Source organism: Aeromonas aquatica, assembly GCF_000764655.1.
In the GTDB taxonomy this organism is placed as follows: Bacteria; Pseudomonadota; Gammaproteobacteria; order Enterobacterales; family Aeromonadaceae; genus Aeromonas; species Aeromonas aquatica.
The window spans coordinates 168495-191351 of the sequence record NZ_JRGL01000101.1; the positions used below are offsets into that span (position 1 = coordinate 168495).

Consider the following 22857-nt stretch of genomic DNA (forward strand, 5'->3'; position numbering starts at 1 on the left):
TTAATTATCTTTATAATTCCAATAAGGAAGTCATATAATTGTGGCCAATTTATCGGCACACAACGTGCCATGGTGCGCCAAGCCGCGCCAGTGCTGGATGAGAACGTCTTCATGCTGGATATTCACTGGTTAAATACCTTCGTCACCCTGGCCCGTTTGCAACACTTCGGCCAGACCGCCACCGAACTGCACATGACCCAGCCCAATGTCAGCCTGCACCTCAAGAATCTGGAGCAGGCCACCCGGGTCAAGCTGATAGAGCGCAGCCCGTTTCGGCTCACCCAGGCCGGTGAGCGGCTGCTGCAAAGCGCCGAGCGCGCCATCAACGAGCTGCAACTGTGTCAGTCCGATCTCAACGCTCTCAATCAGCACAGCCAGGGCACGCTCGCCATCGCCGCCAGCGACATCCTTTCGCGCCTCTTGCTGATCCAGCCGTTCCAACGCTTCAAGCAGGCCTTTCCGGGCATCGATCTCACCCTGTTCAACACCACCTCGGATCAGGCGGCGGAGCTGGTCAAGACGGGCAGGGCGGATCTGGGTTTCGTGATGGCGCAAAAGCGCAGCGAGCCGCTTTCCTACACCGAGTTGCAGCAGGTGACCTGGTGCGCCCTCGGCCACGGGCTGGCGCGCTGGCAGGGCAGGGCGAGAGTCGGGGTGGATGAGCGCAAGAGCGATCCCCAGGACGAGCCCACGCTCATCCTGCTGGGGCACGACACCCGCACCCGGGCGTTGATCGATCCCTCCTTGCCGCTCTTGGGGTTGCCCCCCTGCCGCATCATGGAGGTGGGCAGCGTGGACGCCCAGCTCGATTGGGCCGAGGCGGGGTTCGGGGTCGCCATAGTGCCGGACTTCTCCTTGCACCCCCGCCTCAAGCTGACTGCTCCCGTGACCCGGCTGACCGACTTCCCCGCCACCAGCTTAGGGTACGTGGTGCGCCAGAATCAGGTGTTGTCGCGGGCCATCAAGCAGTTGCTGCACTGGGTGGAGGAGGAGATCCAGCGCCCCGAGCCGTTGCCGGGCGCCACGCCGTGAGCTCAGGCGCAGATTAGAAAAATACTGTGTATCGAGATGAAGAGAGGCCACCCTTGGGTGGCCTCTCTCGTTGCGGGCTCGCGTGCATCATTGTGCAGGAGCGATATCCCCGGTCGGTGCGGCGCTGCTCGGCGCAGGCTCCGCTGGTGGGATCGTCTGAGCGGGTTGCTCCCCGCTCGTCAGGGCTGAGGGGCTGGGGGCGGCGGTGCCCGTCAGCTTGCCGCCCTGCTCCACGGCGGCCCCTTCGAGCACGGGGCTCGCGGCCGGCTCGGTTGCCGTGGCTGCCGAGCTGGTCGGCAAGGTCGCGCCAGGGGTATGTTCGGATTGAGTGGCGGGGGCGCCTTCCGGGGAGGGAGCCCCCATCTCGCCGGCAGACTCGTCCACCGCGGTGGGCTGCGTGTCCGAGGTGGCCACCGCCTCTGAAGGGCTGAGGGACTCGGGCAGCAGGCTGGGTTGCGCATCCTGCATCCCCGGGTGAGGCGGTATGATGTCATCCGCCTGCATGGATTCCAGGGTGAGGGTGGTCAGGGCCGGGTGCAAGCGGGTGAACTGCTTGAGGTTGTTGGTGAGCACGTCGCGCACCGTGCGCACAGTCTCCTCGGGCAGGCTCGCCAGCGCCACCAGCTCGGCGGTGACGGCGAAGGTGTTGACGCCACCGGTCTGACCCGGGTAGAGGTTGGCGCCGATGCGGCTGCGCTGGTAATAGGGGTGCTGCTTGAGCAGCTTGTCTATCTGCTCTCCCTCAATGGGGATGAGGCGCGCCTTGCAGCGGCCGGTCAGATCCCCTATCCCCTGATTGGGGTGGCCGGCGACCAGGAAGGCTGCATCCAGAGTGCCGTTGCAGAGCCCCTCCAGCCGGTTGCCGGGGGAGGCTACCGGCGGCACCGCGAAGCTGCTCTCCTGCCAGCCCATGGCCTCGAGCAGCGCCTGGCTGGCGGCTCTGTCCCCGGAATCCGGGCTACCCAGATCGACCCGCTTGCCCTCGATGTCGGCCAGGGTGGTGATGTTGCTGGTGGCGCTGGCGAGCAGGGTCAGCGACTCCTGATGGAGCCGGAACAGACTGCGCAGCTGATCATTGGGGGCCTGGCCTGCGAAGGGGCCGCTGCCGTGGGCCGCCTGGTACAGGACATCCGACTGGATCAGCGCGAGCTGGATGTCGCCCTTGGCCAGCGCCACCAGGTTGGCGAGGGAGCCCGCAGTGCTCTGCACAGTGCAGTGCAGCCGATTCTGGCTGTTGTCTTCGTTGAGCAGGCGGCAGATGGCGCCACCGGTCGGGTAGTAGACGCCGTTGAGCGCACCCGTGCCTATGGTGACATAGACGGGAGCGGCCGACAGCGGCAGTACCAGCACGCTGGCCAGCAAGGCGGCCAGCCAGGGCAGAGTTGTGTTTGGGAGCGACAGGTGGCGCAGGGCTCGTGGGTGCATAGTGAACCGGATCAATGGCTGAAAAAATGGGATGAGCCAGGCTCATCCCGTCATGAGTCACATCTATATCAGATGTTAGCCCGAATGGCTTGCTCCATACGGGTAAGGGCCTCGGTGAGCAGTGCCCCGGTGCAGCCGGCGTTTGATCGCACGACCTTGGTCAGACGCAGCGCTGAAAGATGGCCTTCTCCATGCGGGCCAGCGCCTCGACCAGCCGGGCCCTGGTGCAGCCGGCGTTTGACCGCACGACCTTGGTCAGACGCAGCGCTGAAAGATGGCTTTCTCCATGCGGGCCAGCGCCTCGACCAGCCGCGCCCTGGTGCAGCCGAAGTTGAGCCGCACGAACTGGCCATCGCCGAATTGGGCGCCGGGAGAGAGCCCCACCCCGGCCTGCTCGAAGAAGGCGACGGGATCGTCCAGCCCGAGCACGCTCACATCGATCCAGGCGAGGTAGGTGGCCTGGTTGTTGGCCAGCTTGACGCCGGGCCAGCGGGCGACCGCCTGCTCGATCAGGGCCAGGTTGGCGGACAGATAGTCGAGCTGCTCGGTGAGCCACTGCTCGCCGCCCTCGTAGGCCGCCTCCGCCGCCACGAAGCCCAGCAGGTTGACGTCGGCGCTGATGCCGCGCATCGCCTGTTGCAACTTGAGTCGCAGACGCGCGTTGGGCACCACGGCGAAGGAGCAGCACAGGCCCGCGATGTTGAAGGTCTTGCTCGGTGCCATCATCACGGCGCTGCGCTCGGCCGCCGCCGGGCTGAGGGCGCCGTAGGGGATGTGGCGGGCATCTTTATCCAGCAGCAGATCGCAGTGGATCTCGTCCGAGCAGATCACCAGATTGTGGCGCTCGGCGATGGCGTCGATGGCCTCCAGCTCCTCGCGGGTGAACACGGTACCGCCCGGATTGTGCGGGTTGCACAGCAGCAGCAGATCCGCTGAAGGGGCCTGGCGCTCGAGCTCGATCAGATCCAGCACCCAGCGTCCGGCCTCCTCGATCATGGGGACGGTCAGCAGGGGGCGATCGTTGAAGCCCGGCGCCTGCAGGAAGGGGTAGTAGACCGGCTTGGGGGTGATGATGCCGCGGCCATGCTGGCTCCAGGCCTTACAGGCCAGGTTCAGTCCGGGTACCACGCCCGGCAGGAAGACCAGCCACTCCGACTGGATGGCCCAGTCATAGCGCTGCTGCAGACGGGTCACGATGAGTTCGATCAGGCGGGGGGAGGGGCGGGAGTAGCCGAAGATGCCGTGGGCAACCCGCTGGGTGAGCGCCTCGATCACCGCAGGGGGGGAGCAAAAATCGGTGTCGGCCACCCACATGGGCAGCACGTCCTGAGTCTTGTACTTGTCCCATTTCAGGCTCATGGTATGGCGGCGATCTATCTCCCGATCAAAATCAAACATGTGAAATCCTTGTGCTGGCCAGAGGGTTTACCAATGTACGGACTTGGACGTGGCCTCGCAAGCCTTGAGGTGGCTCTTGATAGTGACATAAAATGAGCGCCGTCATTTTATACAGCTGCCGGTTTCTGGCTCCTTTTTCTCTCCCTTATCGATGGTATCTCTATGAGTTTATTGACCGCAGCCCGCAAGAGGCCGGATCCCGTTTCCCTCTCTTTCCTGGCCGTCACCTTCATGACCGGGGTGGCGGTGGCACTGCAGGTGCCCACCCTGAGCCTGTTCCTGGCCGAGGAGGTGCAGGTTCGCCCCTTCCTGGTGGGGCTGTTCTACACGGTCAACGCCGTGATCGGCATCCTCATCAGCCAGTGGCTCGGCCATAGATCCGATAGCAAGGGGGATCGCAAGCAACTGATCCTGCGCTGCTGTTTCGCCGGCATAGTGCTCTCCCTGTTGTTTGCCTGGAACCGCCAATACTGGCTGCTGGTGAGCCTGGGGGTGGTGCTGGCGAGCCTGACCGCCACCGCCAGCCCTCAGCTGTTTGCCCTGGCGCGGGAGTATGCCGACAGTCGCAACAAGCGCGCCGACATGTTCAGCTCGGTGCTGCGGGCCCAGTTCTCCCTGGCCTGGGTGATAGGGCCGCCGGCCGCTTTTGCACTCGCCATCGGCTATGGCTTCGAGGTGATGTACCTGGCCTCGGCCTTCGCCTATCTCGTCTGCGCCTTCGTGGTCTGGCGCTGGTTGCCTTCCCTGCCCTTGCCCAAGTCCAACGGGGAAGGGGAGCGGGTCAGCAGTTGGAAGGATCCCTCGGTGCGGGCGTTGTTCATCGCCTCCACCCTGATGTGGACCTGCAACAGCATGTACCTCATCAACATGCCGCTCTACATCACCCGCGAGCTGGGGCTGGAGGAGAAGCTCGCCGGGATCTTGATGGGCACGGCGGCGGCCCTCGAGATCCCCTTCATGCTGCTGGCGGGTTACTACACCCGGCGCTTTGGCAAGCGGCCCATGATGTTGCTGGCGGTGCTGGCCGGGGTCGGTTTCTACGTGGGGCTGGTGACCCTGTCGAGCCAGCAGGCGCTGATCGGGCTGCAACTGCTCAACGCCATCTTCATCGGTATCGTCGCGGGGATCGGCATGTCCTACTTCCAGGATCTGATGCCGGGCCGCGCCGGGGTGGCGACCACCCTGTTTGCCAACAGCATCCGTACCGGCTCCATCATGGCGGGCGCGATCGCGGGGACTGTGGCGGAGATCTGGAGTTTTCACGGGGTCTTCATGGTGGCCACAGGGCTGGCGCTGGCGGCGCTGGCCGCCTGCTGGCGTGTGCCCAATGTGTGAGGCTGGCTGGGCTGGCGCCGAGATCCGATAGGCAGGGGCAAGCAGGGGGCAAATAGGGAGTAATCAGGCTGAGGGGCCGGTCTGCCCTGTGCCCCGGCTAGCGGGCGTGAGCAGGGCTGGCAGCAGGGCTTACTTGACGCTCTCGGCCTGGTATTCGTTGCGCAGGCAACGCAGCAGCAGCTCGGCCGCCGGTCCCAGCGCATCGGTCGAGGGGGTGAGCAGGTAGGTGTAGAGGTAGCGCTCGCTGCCCCCCTCCAGATTGAGCTGCACCAGGTTGCCGTTGGCGAGCTCCTCCTGCACCAGGTGGCGCGGCAACCAGGCATAGCCGAGGCCGAGCCGCAACATGGTGAACACCTCATGGTAATGGGTCGCCTTCCAGCCGGTGTCGTCCGCATCGTTCCAGTCCACCGAGCGGTGAATGGGGGGATGCAGGCTTATCTGGTTATGGCTGGCGAGCAGCTCTGAGGTGATGGGCTCGGCCTGGCTGGCGAGGGGATAGGTCGCCGCACACAGGGGCAGCAGGCACACCTCGTCCAGCGGCAGGCCGGTGCGATCGAGAGGCAGGTGCTCGGAGAGCATCAGATCCCCCACCTGCAGCGCATTGAAGTGACAGTGGATCCGTTCGTGCAGGTTGATGCGACAACCCCGACTGCGGGGATAGAAGTTGGCCAGCGCCCGATAGAGCCGCTCCCTGGGTTGCAGCACGGAGACATACAGATTGATCTGCGGCTCCCACTGTCGCTCCAGGTTGTTGGCCAGATTCTCCAGCTCCTCCACCTGCTGGCTGAGCTGGCGAGCCCGCTTGAGGAAGATCTCCCCCGCCGGCGTCAGCACCGCCTTGCGGCCCCGCACCTCCAGCAGGGCCACCCCCAGACTCTGTTGCAGCTTGGCCACCGCATGATTGAGGGAGGATTGGCTCTTGTTCAGCGCCTCGGCGGCCTGGGCGTAACCGCCACAGTCCACCACGGCCTGAAAGATCCGCCATTGCTCAAACGTGCTCTTGGGACGAAACATAGTTCAACCTGTCAGGGTGCCGATGGGATTCAACAGGGTGCCACTGACACCCCTCTTCAATTTAACCCTATCTGGTTATTTTTGTTGATTTATTTGGGCTGGGCCGCTTTCGGTTGGGCAACAAAGGTCTGGCCGGTCTGGCCGCGGCTGTCGGCCCCCATCAGATAGAGATAGAGCGGCATCAGCTCGGCCGGGGTCTTCAGAGTCTGCGGATCTTCTCCCGGGAAGGCGCTGGCCCGCATCCTGGTGCGGGTGCCGCCGGGGTTGAGGGTGTTGACCCGCACCCGGGTATTTTCCAGCTCGTCTGCCAACACCTCCATCATGCCCTCGATGGCGAACTTGGAGATGGCATAGGTGCCCCAGTAGGCGCGACCCTTGCGACCCACGCTGGAGGAGGTGTAGACGATGGAGGCGTCGCCGTGCTCCTTGGCGGTCTGACGGATGAGCGGCAGCAGCGCCTGGGTCAGCAGGAATTCGGATTTGACGTTGACCTGCATCACCTCGTCCCACTCCTTCTCCTGGATGTGCTCGAACGGTGACAGGGTGCCGAGCAGACCGGCGTTGAACAGCACGCCGTCGAGGCGGCCAAACTGCTGAGCGAAAGTCTCTGCCATGCCAAGGTAGTGACTCCTGGTCGCGCCTTTCAGGTCGACCGGTACTATGGCGGGCAGGGGATGACCGGCGGCCTCGATCTGGTCGTAAACAGCCTCGAGCTTGGCACTGGTGCGGCCGAGCAGTATCACGGTGGCGCCGTGGGCCGCATAGGTGAGCGCCGCCTCGCGGCCAATGCCGTCACCGGCACCCGTCACCAGAATGACCTTGTCCTTGAGCAGTGCCCGGGGGGCCTGATAATCGAGCATGTGGACTCCTGTTAACAAATTCGTGACAGATGGACGGTACCAACAAGGGGGCAAGTGTACTGAGCCGGCACCGCCTTTGACCAGTATGAGACGGCAAAAATGTGAATAAAACAGGACGGTAGGGCCGATGGGGGGCGAGATCCCGAGGGGAATGGCAGAGGTTTTGCACGATCCCGTCAAACTCCTTACTATGTGAAAAAACCGACTCATCGTGGAGCTTCAAGTGGCATTTTTGACCGAGTACGGCCTGTTTCTGGCCAAAACCCTCACCTTCTTGCTGGCCATAGGCGCCATCGTCCTGATGGTGATCAGCAGCCGCCACCCCAAGGCCCGCAAGGGGGAGCTGGTGGTGACCGATCTCTCCGACGAGCTGGAGCAGGGGCGTCATCAGCTGCAGGCTGCGCTGGCCGGCAAGGCGCAGCGCAAGCAGCTCGAGAAGCAGCGCAAGGAGCAGCACAAGCAGCGCGCCAAGGCGACGGATGAGCGCAGCCGACTGTTTGTGCTCGATTTTCACGGCAGCATGGATGCCAAGGAAGTGAGCTCCTTGCGGGAAGAGGTGAGCGCCGTGATAGGGGTGGCCCAGCCCGGCGACGAGGTGCTGCTGCGTCTCGAGTCCGGTGGCGGCGTGGTACACGGCTATGGCCTCGCGGCCTCCCAGCTGCAGCGCCTGCGGGACAGAGATATCAAGCTCACCGTGGCCATCGACAAGGTGGCGGCGAGCGGTGGCTACATGATGGCTTGTGTGGCAGACCAGATCCTAGCGGCGCCCTTCGCCATCGTCGGCTCCATCGGGGTGATAGCTCAGCTGCCGAACTTCAACAAGCTCCTGAAAAAACACGACATCGAATTTGAGATGCACACCGCGGGCCAGTACAAGCGCACCATCACCATGTTCGGTGAGAACGATGATCTGGGGCGGGAGAAGTTCCGTGAGGAGCTGGGTGCCATCCACGATCGCTTCAAGGCATTCGTGGCCGAGCACAGACCCAGCCTCGACATCGACAAGGTCACCACCGGGGAGCATTGGCTGGCGAGCCAGGCCAAGCAGCTCGGGCTGGTGGATACCCTCAGCACCAGTGATGACTACCTGCTGGCTCAGTCCAGCCATCACAAGGTGATCGGCATCAGCTACCGCAGGCCCAAGAGCCTGACCCAGAGGCTGGGGCAGCAGGGCGCCCAGGCGCTGGAGGCGGCTATCGGTCGCCTGTGGCAACAGAGCCCTTGGCGCTAAGTCGCCGTTCAATGAGTTGAAACAAGAGAGCCGGGCAATCGCCCGGCTCTTCGTTTATGGCTTTGTTGCGGCTTGGAACCTGTCTAGGAGCTGTCGCGAGAGGTCGTCAGCAAGGTAAAGAGCGGCGCAGGAACCGGAGCGTATAGGCATACGTGAGCACTCTTGGTTACAAACAAGCGAGCAGCGCATGAGCCTTGAGCACGGCCTCGCAGTAAGATCGTGACCAGGTTCTCAGCGCTGGAAGGGATAGACGGAGCCGAGTTTGAGGATCTGAGTCAGCTCGTCCAGGGCGGTGCGGGTCTCCAGCACCAGGGCCGGATCGCGCAGATCGTCGAGCGCCAGGCTGTCGCGGTAGTGGCGCTCCACCCACTGATCCAGGCGGGCAAACTGACCGTCGTCGATGAGGCAGGCCGGGTTGACCGCGGCCAGCTCGGCGTCGTTCATGGCGACCCGCAGTCGCAGGCAGGCGGGGCCACCGCCGTTGCGCATGCTCTGCTTCACGTCCATGAAGTGCACCCCCTTGATGGGGGTGCCCATGGCCGTCAGCTTGCTCAGATAGGCGGAGACCGCCGGGTTGTCACGGCACTCGGTGGGGGCGATGATCGCCATCTCGCCGGAGGGCAGGGTCAGGATCTGGGTGTTGAACAGGTAGGATTTCACCGCATCCTGCACCGACACCTCATTGGTCGGCACCTCGATGAAGTGCAGCTCCCCCTCGCCGAACTTGCTGCGCACCTCGGCCAGTGCGGTGGCGGTGTTGAGGAAGGCCTGCTGGTGGAAGAACAGCACGTTCTGGTTGCCTACCGCGATCACGTCGTTGTGGAACACCCCCTGATCGATCACCTCGGGATTTTGCTGGATGAAGACGGCGCTCTCGTCGCCGAGGCCGTGCAGGCGGGCGATGGCCTGGCTCGCCTCCAGAGTCTGGCGGGCCGGGTAGCGCTTGGGGGCGGGCTGGGAGACGTCGAAGGCGCTGCGGCCATAGACGAACAGCTCGACCCCGGCCTCACCGTAGGCGTGGCACAGCCGGGTGTGGTTGGCGGCGCCCTCGTCGCCGAAGTGATCGTTTTCCGGCAGGTGCTGGTGGTGGCAGAAGTGGCGATCGTTGTTGAACACGGCGCGCAGGATGCGGCCGGTCACCTCCGGCTCGAGGGAGCGGTGGAACTTGTTGGTCAGGTTGGCGGGGGTGAAGTGAATGCGGCCATCCTGGGTGTCGGCGCTCGGCGAGACGGTGGCGGCGTTGGCGGTCCACATGCTGGAGGCCGAGTAACAGGCGGCCAGCACGGCGGGGGCCTGTTTGGCGGCCTGGGCCAGCACGCTGGCATCCGAGCCGCTGAAGCCGAGGCGGCGCAGGGTGGCGAGATCGGGTCGCTCCTGGGGCGCCAGCACCCCCTGCACCATGCCGAGCTCGGTCAGTGCCTTCATCTTGCGCAGACCCTGCTTGGCCGCCTCCCTGGGATTGGAGGCTTCCTTGGCATTGCTCTGGGAGGCCACGTTGCCATAGGAGAGGCCGGCATAGTTGTGGGTGGGGCCGACCAGTCCGTCGAAGTTGACCTCGAAGTGCTTCATCACGATATCCTTTCGATTTTTATAGGGGGAACGGTTCCTTCCGCGCACAAAGCTGCGGTATGCGGCCATTATAAAGAGATTTCATCCTTTGTAACAAGCTGATAACCAAGCTGGTTTTTTATGTGACGAGGGCGGCTGGTTATGTCATTTCCACGCTAAAAAAGGGGGTGATATAGCATAAAAACAAAAAAGCGGTTGCTTCCCGCGTCCTGGCTTCGCATTAATAAATAAAGAGAGAGTGCGGTATGGGCTGGTCAAGCAAATTTGCCTCCATGATTGCTTTTTTGCGTCAAATCTCTTATACAGCCCCACAAAACCGCACGCCAACCCTGTCGGGTGCAACGAGGATAATAGTTACAGCATGGGCAAATCACTGGTCATAGTGGAGTCTCCGGCCAAGGCCAAGACCATCAACAAATATTTGGGCAAGGACTACGTGGTGAAATCCAGCGTCGGTCATATTCGTGATCTGCCGACCAGCGGCAGCGCCAGTAACGAGCCCAAAAAACCTGTCATTCGCGGCATCAAGCTCAGCGAATCCGAGAAGGCGGCCAAGGATCGCAACGCCCTGTTCTCCAGGATGGGGATCAATCCGACCGCGGGCTGGCAGGCCAACTACCAGATTTTGCCCGGCAAGGAAAAAGTGGTCAGCGAGTTGCAAAGTCTGGCCGCCAAGGCAGACACCATCTATCTCGCAACCGACTTGGATAGAGAAGGGGAAGCGATCGCCTGGCATTTGCGCGAGATCATCGGCGGTGACGACAGCCGCTACAAGCGGGTGGTGTTCAACGAGATCACCAAGACTGCGATCCAGGAGGCGTTCGCCCAGCCGTCCGAGCTGAACATCCATCGCGTCAACGCCCAGCAGGCCCGTCGTTTCCTCGACCGGGTGGTGGGCTACATGGTCTCCCCACTGCTGTGGAAGAAGCTGGCCCGTGGTCTCTCCGCCGGTCGGGTGCAGTCTGTCGCGGTGCGCCTCATCGTCGATAAAGAGCGCGAGATCAAGGCCTTCGTGCCGGTGGAGTTCTGGGATCTCAACGCCGATCTGCTGACTGGCGACAAGAGTGCCCTGCGCATGGAAGTGGTCAGCCGTAACGGCGCCGATTTCAAGCCGGTCACCCAGGCCGAGACCTTCGCCGCCGTGGCCGCCCTGGAAGGGGTCGACTACAAGGTGGTGAACCGGGAAGATAAGCCGACCGGCTCCAAGCCGTCTGCGCCCTTCATTACCTCCACCCTGCAACAGGCGGCCTCGACCCGTCTGAGCTTCGGGGTGAAGAAGACCATGATGATGGCTCAGCGCCTGTATGAAGCGGGTTACATCACCTACATGCGTACCGACTCCACCAACCTCAGCAAAGAGGCGGTCGAGGCGGTGCGTGAATACATCGGCGAGCAATATGGCGCGGCTTACCTGCCCGCCGAACCGATACTCTATGGCTCCAAGGCCGGTGCCCAGGAAGCGCACGAGGCGATCCGTCCCTCCAGCGTGCTGGTCACCGCCGAGATGCTGGAAGGGATGGAGCCGGATGCCATGCGGCTCTATGACCTCATCTGGCGTCAGTTCGTCGCCTGTCAGATGACCCCGGCTCAGTACGACTCCTCCACCCTGACCGTCAAGGCCGGTGAGTTCGAGCTCAAAGCCCGTGGTCGCACCCTGCGCTTCGCCGGTTGGACCAAGGCGCTGCCACCCATGGGTCGCAAGGGCGAAGACAACCAGCTGCCGGCGGTGACCGTCGGCGAGATCCTGAAATTGGTCAAGCTGGATCCCCGTCAGCACTTCACCAAGCCGCCCGCCCGCTTCACCGAAGCGGCGCTGGTGCGCGAGCTGGAGAAGCGCGGCATCGGCCGCCCGTCTACCTATGCCTCCATCATCTCCACCATCGTCGATCGCGGTTATGTGCGGGTCGAGAGCCGCCGCTTCTTCGCCGAGAAGATGGGTGAGATCGTCACCGATCGACTGGTGGAGAACTTCGTCGAGCTGATGAACTACGAGTTCACCGCCAAGATGGAAGATAAGCTCGATGCCGTCGCCGAAGGCAGCCTGGAGTGGAAGAAGGTGCTCGACGCCTTCTACGCCGAGTTTACCCAGGAGCTGGCGCAGGCCGACAAGCCGGCGGAAGAGGGCGGCATGCGCGCCAATCAGATGGTGCAGACCGACATCGACTGCCCGGATTGCGGCCGCAAGATGGGCATTCGCACCGCCACCACCGGGGTCTTCCTCGGCTGCTCCGGCTATGCGCTGCCACCGAAGGAGCGCTGCAAGAAGACCATCAACCTGGTCAGTGCCGACGAGTTCGTCTCCGCCAGCGATGACGGTGACGAGGCCGAAACCGAGGCGCTGCGCGCCAAGCACCGTTGCACCATTTGTGGCACCGCCATGGATGCCTACATCATCGACGACAGCCGCAAGCTGCACGTCTGTGGCCGCAACCCGGATTGTGACGGCTACGAGATCGAGCAGGGTCAGTTCAAGCTCAAGGGCTACGAAGGGCCCAGCATCGACTGCGATCGCTGCGGAGCTGAGATGCAGCTGAAGAACGGCCGCTTCGGCAAGTACATGGGCTGCACCAACGAGAGCTGCAAGAACACCCGCAAGATCCTCAAAAACGGTGACATAGCGCCGCCGAAGGAAGATCCGGTGCCGTTGCCAGAGCTCAAATGCACCCAGTCTGATGCCCACTTCGTGCTCCGTGACGGCGCCGCCGGCCTGTTCCTCGCCGCCAGCAACTTCCCGAAATCCCGTGAGACTCGTGCGCCACTGGTTGAAGAGCTCAAGCGCTTCCGCGACCGGCTCTCGCCCAAGCATCAGTACCTGGCCGATGCACCGGCGTCAGATCCTGACGGTAACGCCTCCGTGGTGCGCTTCAGTCGCAAGACCAAGGAGCAGTACGTGATGACCGAGGTCAACGGCAAGGCGACGGGCTGGACGGCCCACTACGACAACGGAAAATGGCAGGAGAGCCTGGCCAAGGCCAAGAAATCCTGATCGGTCGTTGTTCACACAATGACGAAAGAGGCCCCGCACAGGGGCCTTTTTATTGGGAGATGGCGGTATACTGAAGAGGCTGCATGGATGGCAGCGCAAGACACGGAGGTTGTCATGGAGATACATGAAATCCGGCCAGGCATGACCTGCCTGACCAGGGAGGGAACGGCCTACGTGCTGGAAGTGGACAAGCAGAGTCTGCTGGTGCTGCTGCAGCGGGAAGATGAAACCATCCCGGTGCAGGTGCGCAGCGACGAGATCCTGGGCCCGCTTCTCAGTGACTAGCGCGGCAACCCCTAGAACGGGATCAGAAACAGCAGCTCGGCCAGGTCGGGCTGCCACTGCCACTCCCGCATCCTGACTCGACCGCCGATCACCGGCACTCCCTCCTCCTGCAATAACCCCGTCTGTTTATCAAAGCCCGCCGAGCCCTTGGGCAGGGAGATGGTGCCGCCGGCCCCCAGCACCCTGTGCCAGGGCAGCACCTTGTCGGTCTCTCGCAGCACCTTGCCCACCAGCCGGGCGCGGCCGGGCAGGCCAGCCAGATCGGCGACCTGGCCATAGCTCACCACCCGGCCCGGCGGGATCAGGGCCAGGATCGCCTCGATGCGCGCCACCTTGTTCAGGCCGGTCTTGGGGGGATCGATCATCATGACTCGGGTCGTCTCTTAAAAAACAGAAGCGCCATTGTGGCGCTTCTGTTGTCTTCTGGGCAAGGTGTCAGCCAAAGGTCTGGCTCAGCCCCCTGAGCTCGCTTGCACGCTTTAGCAACTCCTGACTGGAGTCGTCCACCGCCTGCATCTTCTGGCTGTTGGCGCGGGAGTACTGGGAGATCTGGTGAATGTTGCGGCTGATCTCCTCCACCACCGCCTGCTGCTGCTCGGCCGCCGCCGCTATCTGGGTGGAGAACTCGGTGACCTGCTCTATCTCCCCCAGCACCAGATGCAGGTTGCCTGAGCCCTGACGGGTCATCTCGGCGCATTCCCGGGTCTGTGCCAGGTTGTCCTGCATCATCCCCTGCCAGCGGCCCAGGGTCTGCTGGATCTGATGGATGCTGCCCTGGATCTGCTCGGTCGCCTTGTGGGTACGGGTCGACAGGGTGCGCACCTCGTCTGCTACCACCGCAAAGCCACGGCCCTGCTCGCCCGCCCGCGCCGCCTCGATGGCGGCGTTCAGCGCCAGCAGGTTGGTCTGCTCGGCGATGCCCTGGATTTCCCCCATGACGCTGCCGATCCGCTCCGACTCGCTGGCAAGCTCCACCGCGGAGTGGAAGGCCTGCTCGGCCTGCTTGGCCAACAGCTCCATCTGTTGTCCGGTCTGATCCAGCTGCTGCACCGTGTGTTCACAGCTGCTGCGCGCCTCCGTCACCTGGCCGTTGGTGTCCTGGATGTTGCGCGCTATCTCGTGGGCCGTGCTGGCCATCTGGGTCATGGCGGCGGCCATCTGCTGGGTCTGGGCATCCTGTTCGTTGATGTCGAGGAAGGCCTGATGGGAGGAGTCCTTCAAGTCGCTCGCCAGGGTCTGCAAGGGGTGGGTGGCATCGTTGACCCGCCCCAGCACGGTGCGGATGCGGGCCTGCAGCATCTTCAAGTGAAAATCGGCGATGGCGCCGGGTGCATTCCCCGAATAGACCAGCCGGGTCAGGCTGTCATATTGCTGGCCGAGCTGCTTGAGATAGCGTGGCAGAGAGATGAGCTCGCGCCAGTAGGCACCGGTGACCAGCAGCAGGGGCAGCAGCATCAGCAGCGCCGTCATGGCGCCGTGGGAGTGGAGCGCCCAACCGAGCAGCCCCAGCATCAGCACCGCGAGCAGCGCGGGCCGCAGCGGCCGCAGGGAGGGCAGCTTGCTGGCGCCTTCTCGCTCGGCCTTGAGCAGGGCCTGATAGGTCTGGTTGGCGACCTGCTTGATCTGGGGCTCCGGCTTGCAGCGCACCGACTGGTAGCCGCTGATCTTGCCCTGTTCATAGATGGGGGTCACATAGGCATCGACCCAGTAGTGGCGGCCATCCTTGCAGCGATTCTTCACTATGCCGCGCCAGGGCTTGCCCTCTTTGAGGCGATCCCAGAGATCGGCGAAGGCGGCCTTGGGCATGTCGGGGTGGCGCACCAGGTTGTGGTTCTGGCCGACCAGTTCATCGGCCTGGTAGCCGGCGATGCGGCAGAAGGCGGGATTGGCGTAGGTGATGACGCCGCGCAGGTCCGTGGTCGACACGAGTTGTACGTCGGCAGGAAACTCCACTTCGCTGTCCAGCGCCTGGACGTCTCTGCGGGCCATAAGGATAAGCTCCGATGTTCATGCTGATTGTTATTGTGATTGGGAGGATGAAAACCTGACCTGATGCCTTGTCGGCTTCATCTCGGGCCCTATTTTGCCAACAAAGGCAGATGAAAAGTAGGGCTTAGGTTGGGTTTTTGTTGATTGGTGGTAAAAAAAAGGCGACCAAAAGGTCGCCAAAAAGAGAAAGATAACACTACCTCTGCGGCACCCGATAACGCACCTGCAACTGATCGAGGATCTGCAGCTGACCGGGCAGACGGGCAGCGAAGTGCACCCACTCCTTGCGGACGGGGGCGCTCCAGGCCACCTCGGCCGTGGCCAGCATGCGCGGGAACAACATGTAGTCGAGACGGTCACGAGAGATCACCAGTTCCGACCATAAGGGGCTCAGCACCCCCAGGATGTTATCGTTGGCATGGAAATCGAGGGGGGCCGGATCGCAGGCATAGACCTGCTCCAGGCTGACCGGTCCGGCCCAGTAGAGACCTGGCTCGTGAATGTCCTGGTTATAGGCCTGATCCAGATAGAGCTGCTGGGCCGGCGCCATCACCACGGGGTAGCCCTGGCTCGCGGCATCCAGCCCGGCCTGGAAGCTGGTCCAGGCGACGATGGCCGCATCCCGGCTCACCTTGTCACCGTGCAGTATCTCCTCCCAACCCAGCATCTGCTTGCCCCTGGCGGCCAGGTACTGCTGGCAGTGGCGCAGCAGGTGCCCCTGCAGCTCGCGGCAATCCTGATACCCCTCTCGCTGCATCAGCTGCTGGCAGGCGGGGCTGTCGGTCCAGACGCCGGTGGGGACCTCGTCTCCCCCCATGTGGATCTGCGGCCCGGGGAAGAGCGCGCACACCTCACCCATCACCGCCTCGAGGAACTCATAGGTGCCGGGCAGGGCGGGGTTGAGCACGTTGTCGTCGAAATATTGCACCGACAGGTAGCGGGAGTGATCCGCCTCTTCCCGCAGCAGCTCGGGCAGCGCCTTGATGGCCGCGTGGCAGTGGCCCGGGATGTCGATCTCCGGGATGACGCTGATGCCGAGCCCGGCGGCGTAGGCCACCAGCTCGCGCACCTCGCTCTGGGTGTAGTAACCGCCGTAAGGCTCGGCCCCGCCGCTGAGCTGGGGGTCCACCGCCAGTCCGTGGCCGCGCCAGGCGCCCACCTCGGTCAGCTGTGGGAAGGCCTTTATCTCGAGGCGCCAGCCCTCGTCATCGGTCAGGTGCCAGTGGAAGCGGTTGAACTTGTAGAGGCTCATCTGCTTGAGCAGGCGCTTGATGGTGGCGATGGAGTGGAAGTGGCGGGCGCAGTCGAGGAAGATGCCGCGAAAACCGAAGCGCGGCCCATCGTGCAGCTCGAGGCAGGGCAGGCTCTCCCCGTGTTGCAGCGCCCACTGGGCCAGGCTTATCAGGCCGTGACGCCAGCCGGCCTCGCCCGCCGCCTGGATGCGGATCTCCGTCGGGGTGATGGAGAGCTTGTAGGCCTCGGAGGTGAGGGGGGCCTCGATGAGATGGATCTCGGCGTCGTGATCCTGGCTGAGCGCCAGCCCCGTCAGCTCGTTGAAGTGGGCCAGCAGGCCGGTCAGGGAGCCGGGGCCGCTGACATGGGCGCGCTCCGCCAGCCGGAAGTTGCCCTCGGGCAACTGCAGATGAGCGGGGTGGGGCACTATGCCGTTGGCCGGCTCCACCTCGGGCAGCTCAGGGCCTGCGGGGGCAAGAGATGGCAGGTTGAGCGCCTGCTCGACCAGGCTCACCGGCAGCAGCTGGGGAGTGCCGCTGCTCTCGGTCAGGCTCAGGAAGAAACCCTGGGGCAGATCGGAGAGGCGCTTGATGGGGGTGTTGCGGCAGCAGAAATGCAGCTCGCTGGCGCCATCCAGGGGGACAAGCACCTTGTAGCTGCCGCTCTGGCGCTCCAGCTCGCCCCCCTCGACCGAGGCCGGGTCTATGTGACGAGCCAGGCAGAAGTGCAGTTTCCAGGGGCTGGCCGGCAGCTGGCTCAGGGTGAAGCGGAACCAGATATCATCACCGTCACGTCGGTCAACTTGGGTGTGGATCAGGGGTGCAGACATGGGTATTCCTCTGATTGAGTGAACGGAGCGGAGTCCCTCCCGGCGTGCCGTGCAGGCAGGGCAAGGCTCAGGAGTGCAGACATGGGTGCTCCTCGGATTGAGCGAACAGAATGGCGCCTTCAAGGGCATCGGCCCTGGGGGGAACCAGGTTGAGGTGGGCGAGGCGGGGAGCCAGGCGCGTGCCGACCCCGCCCAGCAGGGCAATCTGTCTGGCCCCCAGTTGCTGCATCCCCGCCAGCAGGGTCTGCAACTGGGCACTGGTTTCATCCAGCAGCTGGCAGGCGAGCTCGTCACCGTCGCTGGCGGCGTCGAACACCCAGGGGGCGAAGCGGCCATAGTCGGCCGGAATGGCCTTGGCTGCCCACCGTACCACCTCGGCCTGATCCCCCTTGAAGTGATCGAGCAAGCGGATGGCCAGGGTGCTGGGGGGCAGGATGCCGTCGTGGCAGAGCAGCGCCTGCTGGAGGGCACGCAGGCCGAGCCAGGCGCCGCTGCCGAGATCCGAGATGGGGAAGCCGCGCCCGGAGCAGCTGCGCAGCCGGCCATCCTGGTAGATGAGCCCGGCCGAGCCGGTGCCGGCGATGAGGATGGCACCCTCCCGGCCACCGAAGGCGCCGAGACAGGCACCGAAGGCATCCGAGGTGAGCCGCACGCTCGCGAAGGGGAAGGGCATGGCCAGCAGGGCCTGATAGCAATCGGCGAGCTCGGCGGAGGCGAGTGCCAGCCCGACCCCCATCTGCTGCTCGCACTCTTTGGGCAAGCCCGCCGCGGTGCGGGCCAGATCGATGGCGGCCAGCACGTTGCCATGGGCCAGTGCGATGCCGAGCTCCAGGTTGGATCCCGCCGCCCGGCCTTCTCCCAGCAGTTTCCCGGCCCTGTCGCGAATGCGGGCGCGGCTGTGGGTGCCGCCCCCATCCACCCCGACCCAGTACTCAATCATGGGAGCCTCCGGAGGTGCTCTGCCAGCAGATGGCCAGGGCGAACCAGGCTGCGTGGGGGATCCACTGTTCCCCCCAACGCCAGTTCTGATCCAGCCGATCCTTGTACTCTTCCGGGATAAAGGCCAGATCCGCCTCGTCATCGAAACTGGCGGTGATGCCGTTGCAGATCCCCCCCAGTGCATTGGGGTAGCCAGCGGTGTAGCTCGGGTTGTTGATGCCGTGCCCCGCCAGCATGCAGGTGTTGAAGGGATTCTGCCCCAAAATCCAGTCGAGCTGGCGCTGGCCGAAGGTGAGCAGCGACTTGTTTTGCTGCGGTCGTAGCTTGGCAGCGGAAAATGCCATGGCAGCCAGGGAGGCCAGCCGGGCGTTCTCTCCCTGCCACCAGTAACCGGATTCGTTGTGGTGGGGGATGAAGAAGCTGACCCGGGGGGCTTCATCCACCCCTTTCACATACTGGCGGGCGAGGGCGAAGGGGTTGCCCGCCCGGGCGGCGAGGGCCAGCTCGGCGGCCAGCGCCTGCTGTACCACCAGCAGCGTGCTGGTCTGGCGCGCCGGTTCCGGCTCCATGCCTAGGTATTCGATCAACGCCAGCACCGGCAGGCCCGCCTCGGCGGCATGGTAGTAGGGGCGACTGCCGTCGTCATTGGCGGCCCAGTAGTGGCCGAGATCCGGGTGCGGGCGCTGGCGGGCGCAGAGCCGGCTTGCCCTGTCCCTGGCCTCGCTCAGCCACGCATTGCCGAGAGTCCGGGTCAGCTCGACGGCGGCGAGCAGGGCGCAGTAGTCGTCGATGATGTTCTCGCGGCCGTCGTCCAGGTAGGTGAGGTTGTGCTCGCGCAGGTGCAGGTAGCCGCTGCTGGCCGCGTTGGCATAGCGGCTGGCATCGAAATCACCGGTGGTGGATTCGCGGGCGGCGCGGGCCAGGGCGGCGATGGCCAGCCCCCCTCCCTGCCGGAAACCGGCCTGCCAGTTGCTGGACTTGAGCCCCTGCTGGGTGGCGTAGGCGCACAGTTCGCGTTGCTCGGGATCCTTGCTCCATTTGTCGAACAGGGTCATGTAGAAGAAGCCCGACTCGTCCTGCATCCGGCAGAGAAAATCGGCGCCGTGCAGTGCCTCGTCATTGAGCCGCTTGCACAGGTTCAGGCTGTCGATGTCGGTGCGGGTAGAGAGCAGCTCCCGGCACTTGAGCAGGGCCCAGACCACCATGGGGGTCTGCTGGGGATTGAGGTAGTTGGCGTAGGAGAGGTGGCTCAAATACTTGCTCATGTCGCCGCTGGCGTCGAACCAGCCGCCGTGCACATCTCGCCGTTGCTCGCTGCCATAGAGGCGGGCATTGCGGTCGGCGCGATCGAAGGCGCCGCTGGCGCGCTGTCCCTTGAAGTAGTGGATCACATCGGAGAGGCAGGTGCGGCTCAGCAGTTCGGGGCCGATGGCGAAGCGGGCGGAGCGGGTCAGGGTGGGAGCCGTATCATGCTCACCGGAGCAGGTGACGGCCTCCAGCCGGTAGTGACCCGGCTCCTTGAAGGCGCTGAAGTCGGCGCGCCAGAAGGCGCGGCCCTGCCAGCCCGGCACCTGGCCTGCGGCCTGCAGCGGCGCCTCGAACAGGATCTGGCCATCGTCGAGGCGCAGCAGTCGCACCCGACCGCTGAGGTCGGCGTCGGCGGCGCTCTGCAACAGGGCCAGTTTGTGGCCGTCGCAGTCGTAACCCACCTGGTTGATCAAGAGTTCCATCGGGCGCTTGCTCCCTTATCTGGGCGAGAAGATGAACGGGCCTGGCGCCAAGGCCCGGGTGGCTTATTCGTGCAGGTAGCAGCGCACGAAGTGGTTGTCGGCGAGCTTGGTCACCGGCGGCAGGCTCTCCTTGCAGCGAGCCATGGCCTGATGGCAACGGCCGGCGAAGGGGCAGCCGCGGGATTCCGGCGTCCACAGCGGTATCTCCCCCTTGCGGCCCCCCTCCAGCTCGGCATGGATGCTTTTTTCGGGATCCGGCACCGCCGAGATGAGCAGCTGGGTATAGGGGTGCTGGGGGTGGTGCAGGATCTCGTCCACCTCGCCCCACTCCACCATGTGGCCCACGTACATGACCGCGAGATCTTCCGCCACATAGCGGGCGGTGGCGATGTCGTGGGTGATGTAGAGCATGGAGACGCCGAGCTCGTTCTTCATCTGCTCCATCAGGTTGAGGATGCCGATGCGAATGGAGACGTCGAGCATGGAGGTGGGCTCGTCCGCCAGCACCACCTCGGCCTCCACCGCTAGGTTGCGGGCGATGTTGACCCGCTGGCGCTGGCCGCCGGAGAGCTGGTGCGGGTACTTGGCCGCCGTCGCCTTGGCCGGGGTCAGCCCCACCTTCTCCAGCAGGTTGTAGACCATCTCCGGCAGGTCTTTCTTGTCGATCACCTTGCTGTGCAGCAGCAGGGGGCGGGCGATGTGGTGGTAGATGGTGTGGGTCGGGTTGAGCGAACCGAAGGGATCCTGCCACACCATCTGCACGCTCTGGCGGTAGTCAAGCAAGGCCGTGCCCTTGTTGAACTCCTCCAGATCCCGGCCGCGATAGAGGATGCGACCGTTGGAGAGCTTGTACATCTTGGCGATGATCTTGGCGATGGTGCTCTTGCCGGAGCCGGATTCCCCCACCACCGCCAGGGCGCGGCCCCGGTGCAGGTTGAAGGTGATGTCGGACAGGGCCCGCATCTTGCCACTCTTGATGGCATTGGAGTTGACGGGGAAGTCCTTGTAGAGATGCTGGACCTCGATGATGGGCGCATCGGTTTGGGCGATTTGCATGACAGACATCCTTAACAGCCAGCGGCCTTGTCCAGATAGATCGGGAGATCCGGTTGTTGCTCCGCCACCTCGTAGAGATGACAGGCGGTCTGTTGCCCAGGCCGGATCTCGGCGAGGGCGGTGTATTCCTGGCGGCAGCGCGCGTGCACCTTGGAGCAGCGGGCCTGGAAGCGGCAGCCGACCGGTACTTCCAGCAGGTTGAGCGGGGTGCCGGGGATCCCCTCCAGCACGGTTTTCGGGCCGTGCAGGGGTGGGAAGGAGTTGCCGAGCCCCTTGGTGTAGGGGTGCAGGGGCGCGGTCAGGATCGACTTGGACGGCGCCACTTCCACCAGTTCGCCGGCGTACATGATGCCGATGCGATCGCAGAACTCGACCATGAGCGACAGGTCATGGGTGATGAAGAGGATGGAGAAGTTGAACTTCTCCTTGAGCGCATAGACCTTCTGCAGGATCTCCCGCTGCACCACCACGTCCAGCGCCGTGGTCGGCTCGTCCATGATCAGCAGCTCGGGGTTGAGGGCCATGGCGATGGCGATCACCAACCGCTGGCGCATGCCGCCGGAGAACTGGTGCGGGTAATCCCGCAGCCGGCTCGGGTGAATGTCGACGATTTCCAGCAGCTCCTGGGCACGCTTGATCGCCTCGTAACGGGTCAGCCCCGGGTTGTGGGCGATCAGCACGTCGCAGAACTGCTCTTCCATGCGCAGCACGGGGTTGAGTGCGTTCATGGCGGACTGGAACACCACGCTCGCCTGACGCCAGCGGTAGCTGCGCAGCCGCTCGTCGTCGAAGTGCAGTATGTTCTCGCCCTTGAACAGGATCTCGCCACCGCTGATGTAGGCGGGCGGCTTGTGCAGCCGGGCCACCGAGAAGGCAACCGTGGACTTGCCGCAGCCGGATTCGCCGGCGAGGCCGAAGACCTCACCCGGCATGATGTCAAAGCTGACCGAGTTGACGGCGCGCACGTCGCCGCTCTCTGTGATGTAGTCGACGCAGAGCTGGCGCACCGACAGCAGGGGTTGTTGCGAGGTCATGCTGTCTTCTCCTGAGCGACGGTTACCGGGACGGGGGCGGCGAGCTGCTTCCAGCGACGTAATCCCTTGTGGGAGCGCAGCTGCGGGTTGGCTATCTCGTCGATGGCGAAGTTGAGCATGGCGAGGCCGGCGCCCAGGGTGGCGATGGCGAAGCAGGGGGCCAGGATCTCCCACCAGGCGCCCACCAGGATGGCGCTCGAGGTCTGGGCGTTGTAGAGCATGATGCCCCAGCTGACCACGGTCGGATCGCCGAGCCCCAGGAACTCCAGGGTCGCCTCGGTGACGATGGCGTAGATGATGGAGCCGATGAAGCTCACGCCGATGATGGAGATGAGGTTGGGCAGTATCTCCACCAGGATGATGCGCCAGGCTGGCTCCCCCAGCACCTCGGCGGCGATGACGAACTCTTTCTCGCGCAGGGCCAGGGTCTGGGCCCGGATCACCCGGGCGCCGTAGGCCCAGGAGGTGAAGCCTATGATGAGGGCGATCACCGTCGGTGACGCCTCCCCGATAAAGCTGGCCAGCACCAGTAGCAAGGGGAGGTTCGGGATCACCAGCACCACGTTCATCAGGAAGGTGAGGCACTCGTCCACCACGCCACCGAAATAACCGGCGGTGATGCCGATGCCGATGGCCAGGGCGCAGACCAGCAGCCCGGCCCCGAATCCCACCATCAGGGAGATGCGGGCGCCGTGGGTGAACTGGGACCAGAGATCGTGGCCCATGCGGCTGGATCCCATCACCAGCTCCACGCTGGGGGGCTGGTGCGGGCGGGCGACCCGCTTGGTGGGCTCGTTGCTGGCGAGCAGCGGGGCAAACAGGGCCATCAGCACGAAGGTGACCACGATGGCGAGACCGAAGGCGGCCTTCTTGTTGCCCAGCAAAATTTTCAAGATAGTCGGCATACGCATC

At 64.1% G+C, this 22857-nt stretch carries 18 protein-coding genes; 5 read left to right on the forward strand and 13 right to left on the reverse strand.

The features are described 5' to 3' along the window. The first annotated feature begins 111 nt into the window (after window positions 1-111). A complete protein-coding gene (locus tag LG30_RS0112725) occupies window positions 112-1032 on the forward strand; it encodes a LysR family transcriptional regulator (protein ID WP_033131107.1) in 921 nt (306 codons plus the stop codon). An 87-nt stretch (window positions 1033-1119) separates the two neighbouring features. On the opposite strand, the gene LG30_RS0112730 is transcribed toward LG30_RS0112725, so the two are convergent. Together LG30_RS0112730 and LG30_RS0112735 are read right to left on the reverse strand one after the other, a co-directional pair. Next, the gene (locus LG30_RS0112730; protein ID WP_033131072.1) at window positions 1120-2457 is read right to left on the reverse strand and encodes a TAXI family TRAP transporter solute-binding subunit; all 1338 of its coding nucleotides are present in this window, start codon (window positions 2455-2457) and stop codon (window positions 1120-1122) included. 255 nt (window positions 2458-2712) lie between these two features. After that, window positions 2713-3855: a MalY/PatB family protein gene (locus LG30_RS0112735; protein ID WP_033131073.1), complete on the reverse strand. Its 1143-nt coding sequence runs from the start codon at window positions 3853-3855 to the stop codon at window positions 2713-2715. A gap of 162 nt (window positions 3856-4017) precedes the next feature. Here LG30_RS0112735 and LG30_RS0112740 point away from each other — a divergent pair, with 162 nt between their 5' ends. Then, on the forward strand, window positions 4018-5190 hold the full coding sequence (locus tag LG30_RS0112740) for an MFS transporter (RefSeq protein WP_033131074.1): 1173 nt from the start codon (window positions 4018-4020) through the stop codon (window positions 5188-5190). A 129-nt stretch (window positions 5191-5319) separates the two neighbouring features. Here the strand turns inward: LG30_RS0112740 and LG30_RS0112745 are convergent, their stop codons facing one another. Both LG30_RS0112745 and LG30_RS0112750 read right to left on the reverse strand, forming a co-directional pair. After that, the gene (locus LG30_RS0112745; RefSeq protein ID WP_033131075.1) at window positions 5320-6204 is read right to left on the reverse strand and encodes a LysR family transcriptional regulator; all 885 of its coding nucleotides are present in this window, start codon (window positions 6202-6204) and stop codon (window positions 5320-5322) included. A gap of 89 nt (window positions 6205-6293) precedes the next feature. Further along, window positions 6294-7064 (reverse strand): YciK family oxidoreductase, encoded by a 771-nt coding sequence (locus LG30_RS0112750; RefSeq protein ID WP_033131076.1) that lies wholly within the window; start codon window positions 7062-7064, stop codon window positions 6294-6296. 223 nt (window positions 7065-7287) lie between these two features. Between LG30_RS0112750 and sohB the strand changes: the two genes are divergently transcribed. Continuing rightward, entirely contained in the window at window positions 7288-8295 is a 1008-nt protein-coding gene (gene sohB / locus LG30_RS0112755) for a protease SohB (RefSeq protein ID WP_033131077.1), read from the forward strand. 231 nt (window positions 8296-8526) lie between these two features. Here the strand turns inward: sohB and astB are convergent, their stop codons facing one another. Further along, window positions 8527-9864 carry an N-succinylarginine dihydrolase gene (astB, locus tag LG30_RS0112760; RefSeq protein ID WP_033131078.1) on the reverse strand — a complete coding sequence of 446 codons (1338 nt, stop codon included), beginning with the start codon at window positions 9862-9864 and terminating at the stop codon, window positions 8527-8529. Between the two features lie 361 nt (window positions 9865-10225). Here astB and topA point away from each other — a divergent pair, with 361 nt between their 5' ends. Next, the gene (gene topA / locus LG30_RS0112765; RefSeq protein ID WP_033131079.1) at window positions 10226-12850 is read left to right on the forward strand and encodes a type I DNA topoisomerase; all 2625 of its coding nucleotides are present in this window, start codon (window positions 10226-10228) and stop codon (window positions 12848-12850) included. A gap of 114 nt (window positions 12851-12964) precedes the next feature. Next, window positions 12965-13135 (forward strand): hypothetical protein, encoded by a 171-nt coding sequence (locus LG30_RS22535; protein WP_193354270.1) that lies wholly within the window; start codon window positions 12965-12967, stop codon window positions 13133-13135. Window positions 13136-13146: 11 nt separating this feature from the next. On the opposite strand, the gene LG30_RS0112770 is transcribed toward LG30_RS22535, so the two are convergent. The 8 genes from LG30_RS0112770 to LG30_RS0112805 form a co-directional block, all read right to left on the reverse strand. Next, window positions 13147-13503, reverse strand: coding sequence for an MGMT family protein (locus LG30_RS0112770; RefSeq protein WP_033131080.1), 357 nt, complete (start codon window positions 13501-13503; stop codon window positions 13147-13149). 67 nt (window positions 13504-13570) lie between these two features. After that, window positions 13571-15124, reverse strand: a complete 1554-nt coding sequence (locus LG30_RS0112775) for a methyl-accepting chemotaxis protein (protein WP_033131081.1) — start codon at window positions 15122-15124, stop codon at window positions 13571-13573. A gap of 196 nt (window positions 15125-15320) precedes the next feature. Further along, a complete protein-coding gene (locus LG30_RS0112780; protein ID WP_033131082.1) occupies window positions 15321-17186 on the reverse strand; it encodes a beta-N-acetylhexosaminidase in 1866 nt (621 codons plus the stop codon). Between the two features lie 67 nt (window positions 17187-17253). Then, entirely contained in the window at window positions 17254-18126 is an 873-nt protein-coding gene (locus LG30_RS0112785) for a glucosamine kinase nucleotide-binding domain-containing protein (RefSeq protein ID WP_033131083.1), read from the reverse strand. Further along, window positions 18119-19855, reverse strand: a complete 1737-nt coding sequence (locus LG30_RS0112790; protein ID WP_033131084.1) for a glycoside hydrolase family 9 protein — start codon at window positions 19853-19855, stop codon at window positions 18119-18121. The genes LG30_RS0112785 and LG30_RS0112790 overlap by 8 nt, the downstream gene beginning before the upstream one ends. 63 nt (window positions 19856-19918) lie before the next feature. Beyond that, window positions 19919-20911: an ABC transporter ATP-binding protein gene (locus LG30_RS0112795; RefSeq protein WP_033131085.1), complete on the reverse strand. Its 993-nt coding sequence runs from the start codon at window positions 20909-20911 to the stop codon at window positions 19919-19921. A gap of 11 nt (window positions 20912-20922) precedes the next feature. Then, the gene (locus LG30_RS0112800; RefSeq protein WP_033131086.1) at window positions 20923-21945 is read right to left on the reverse strand and encodes an ABC transporter ATP-binding protein; all 1023 of its coding nucleotides are present in this window, start codon (window positions 21943-21945) and stop codon (window positions 20923-20925) included. Next, window positions 21942-22856, reverse strand: a complete 915-nt coding sequence (locus tag LG30_RS0112805) for an ABC transporter permease (RefSeq protein ID WP_033131087.1) — start codon at window positions 22854-22856, stop codon at window positions 21942-21944. The genes LG30_RS0112800 and LG30_RS0112805 overlap by 4 nt, the downstream gene beginning before the upstream one ends. Between the last annotated feature and the right edge of the window lies 1 nt (window position 22857).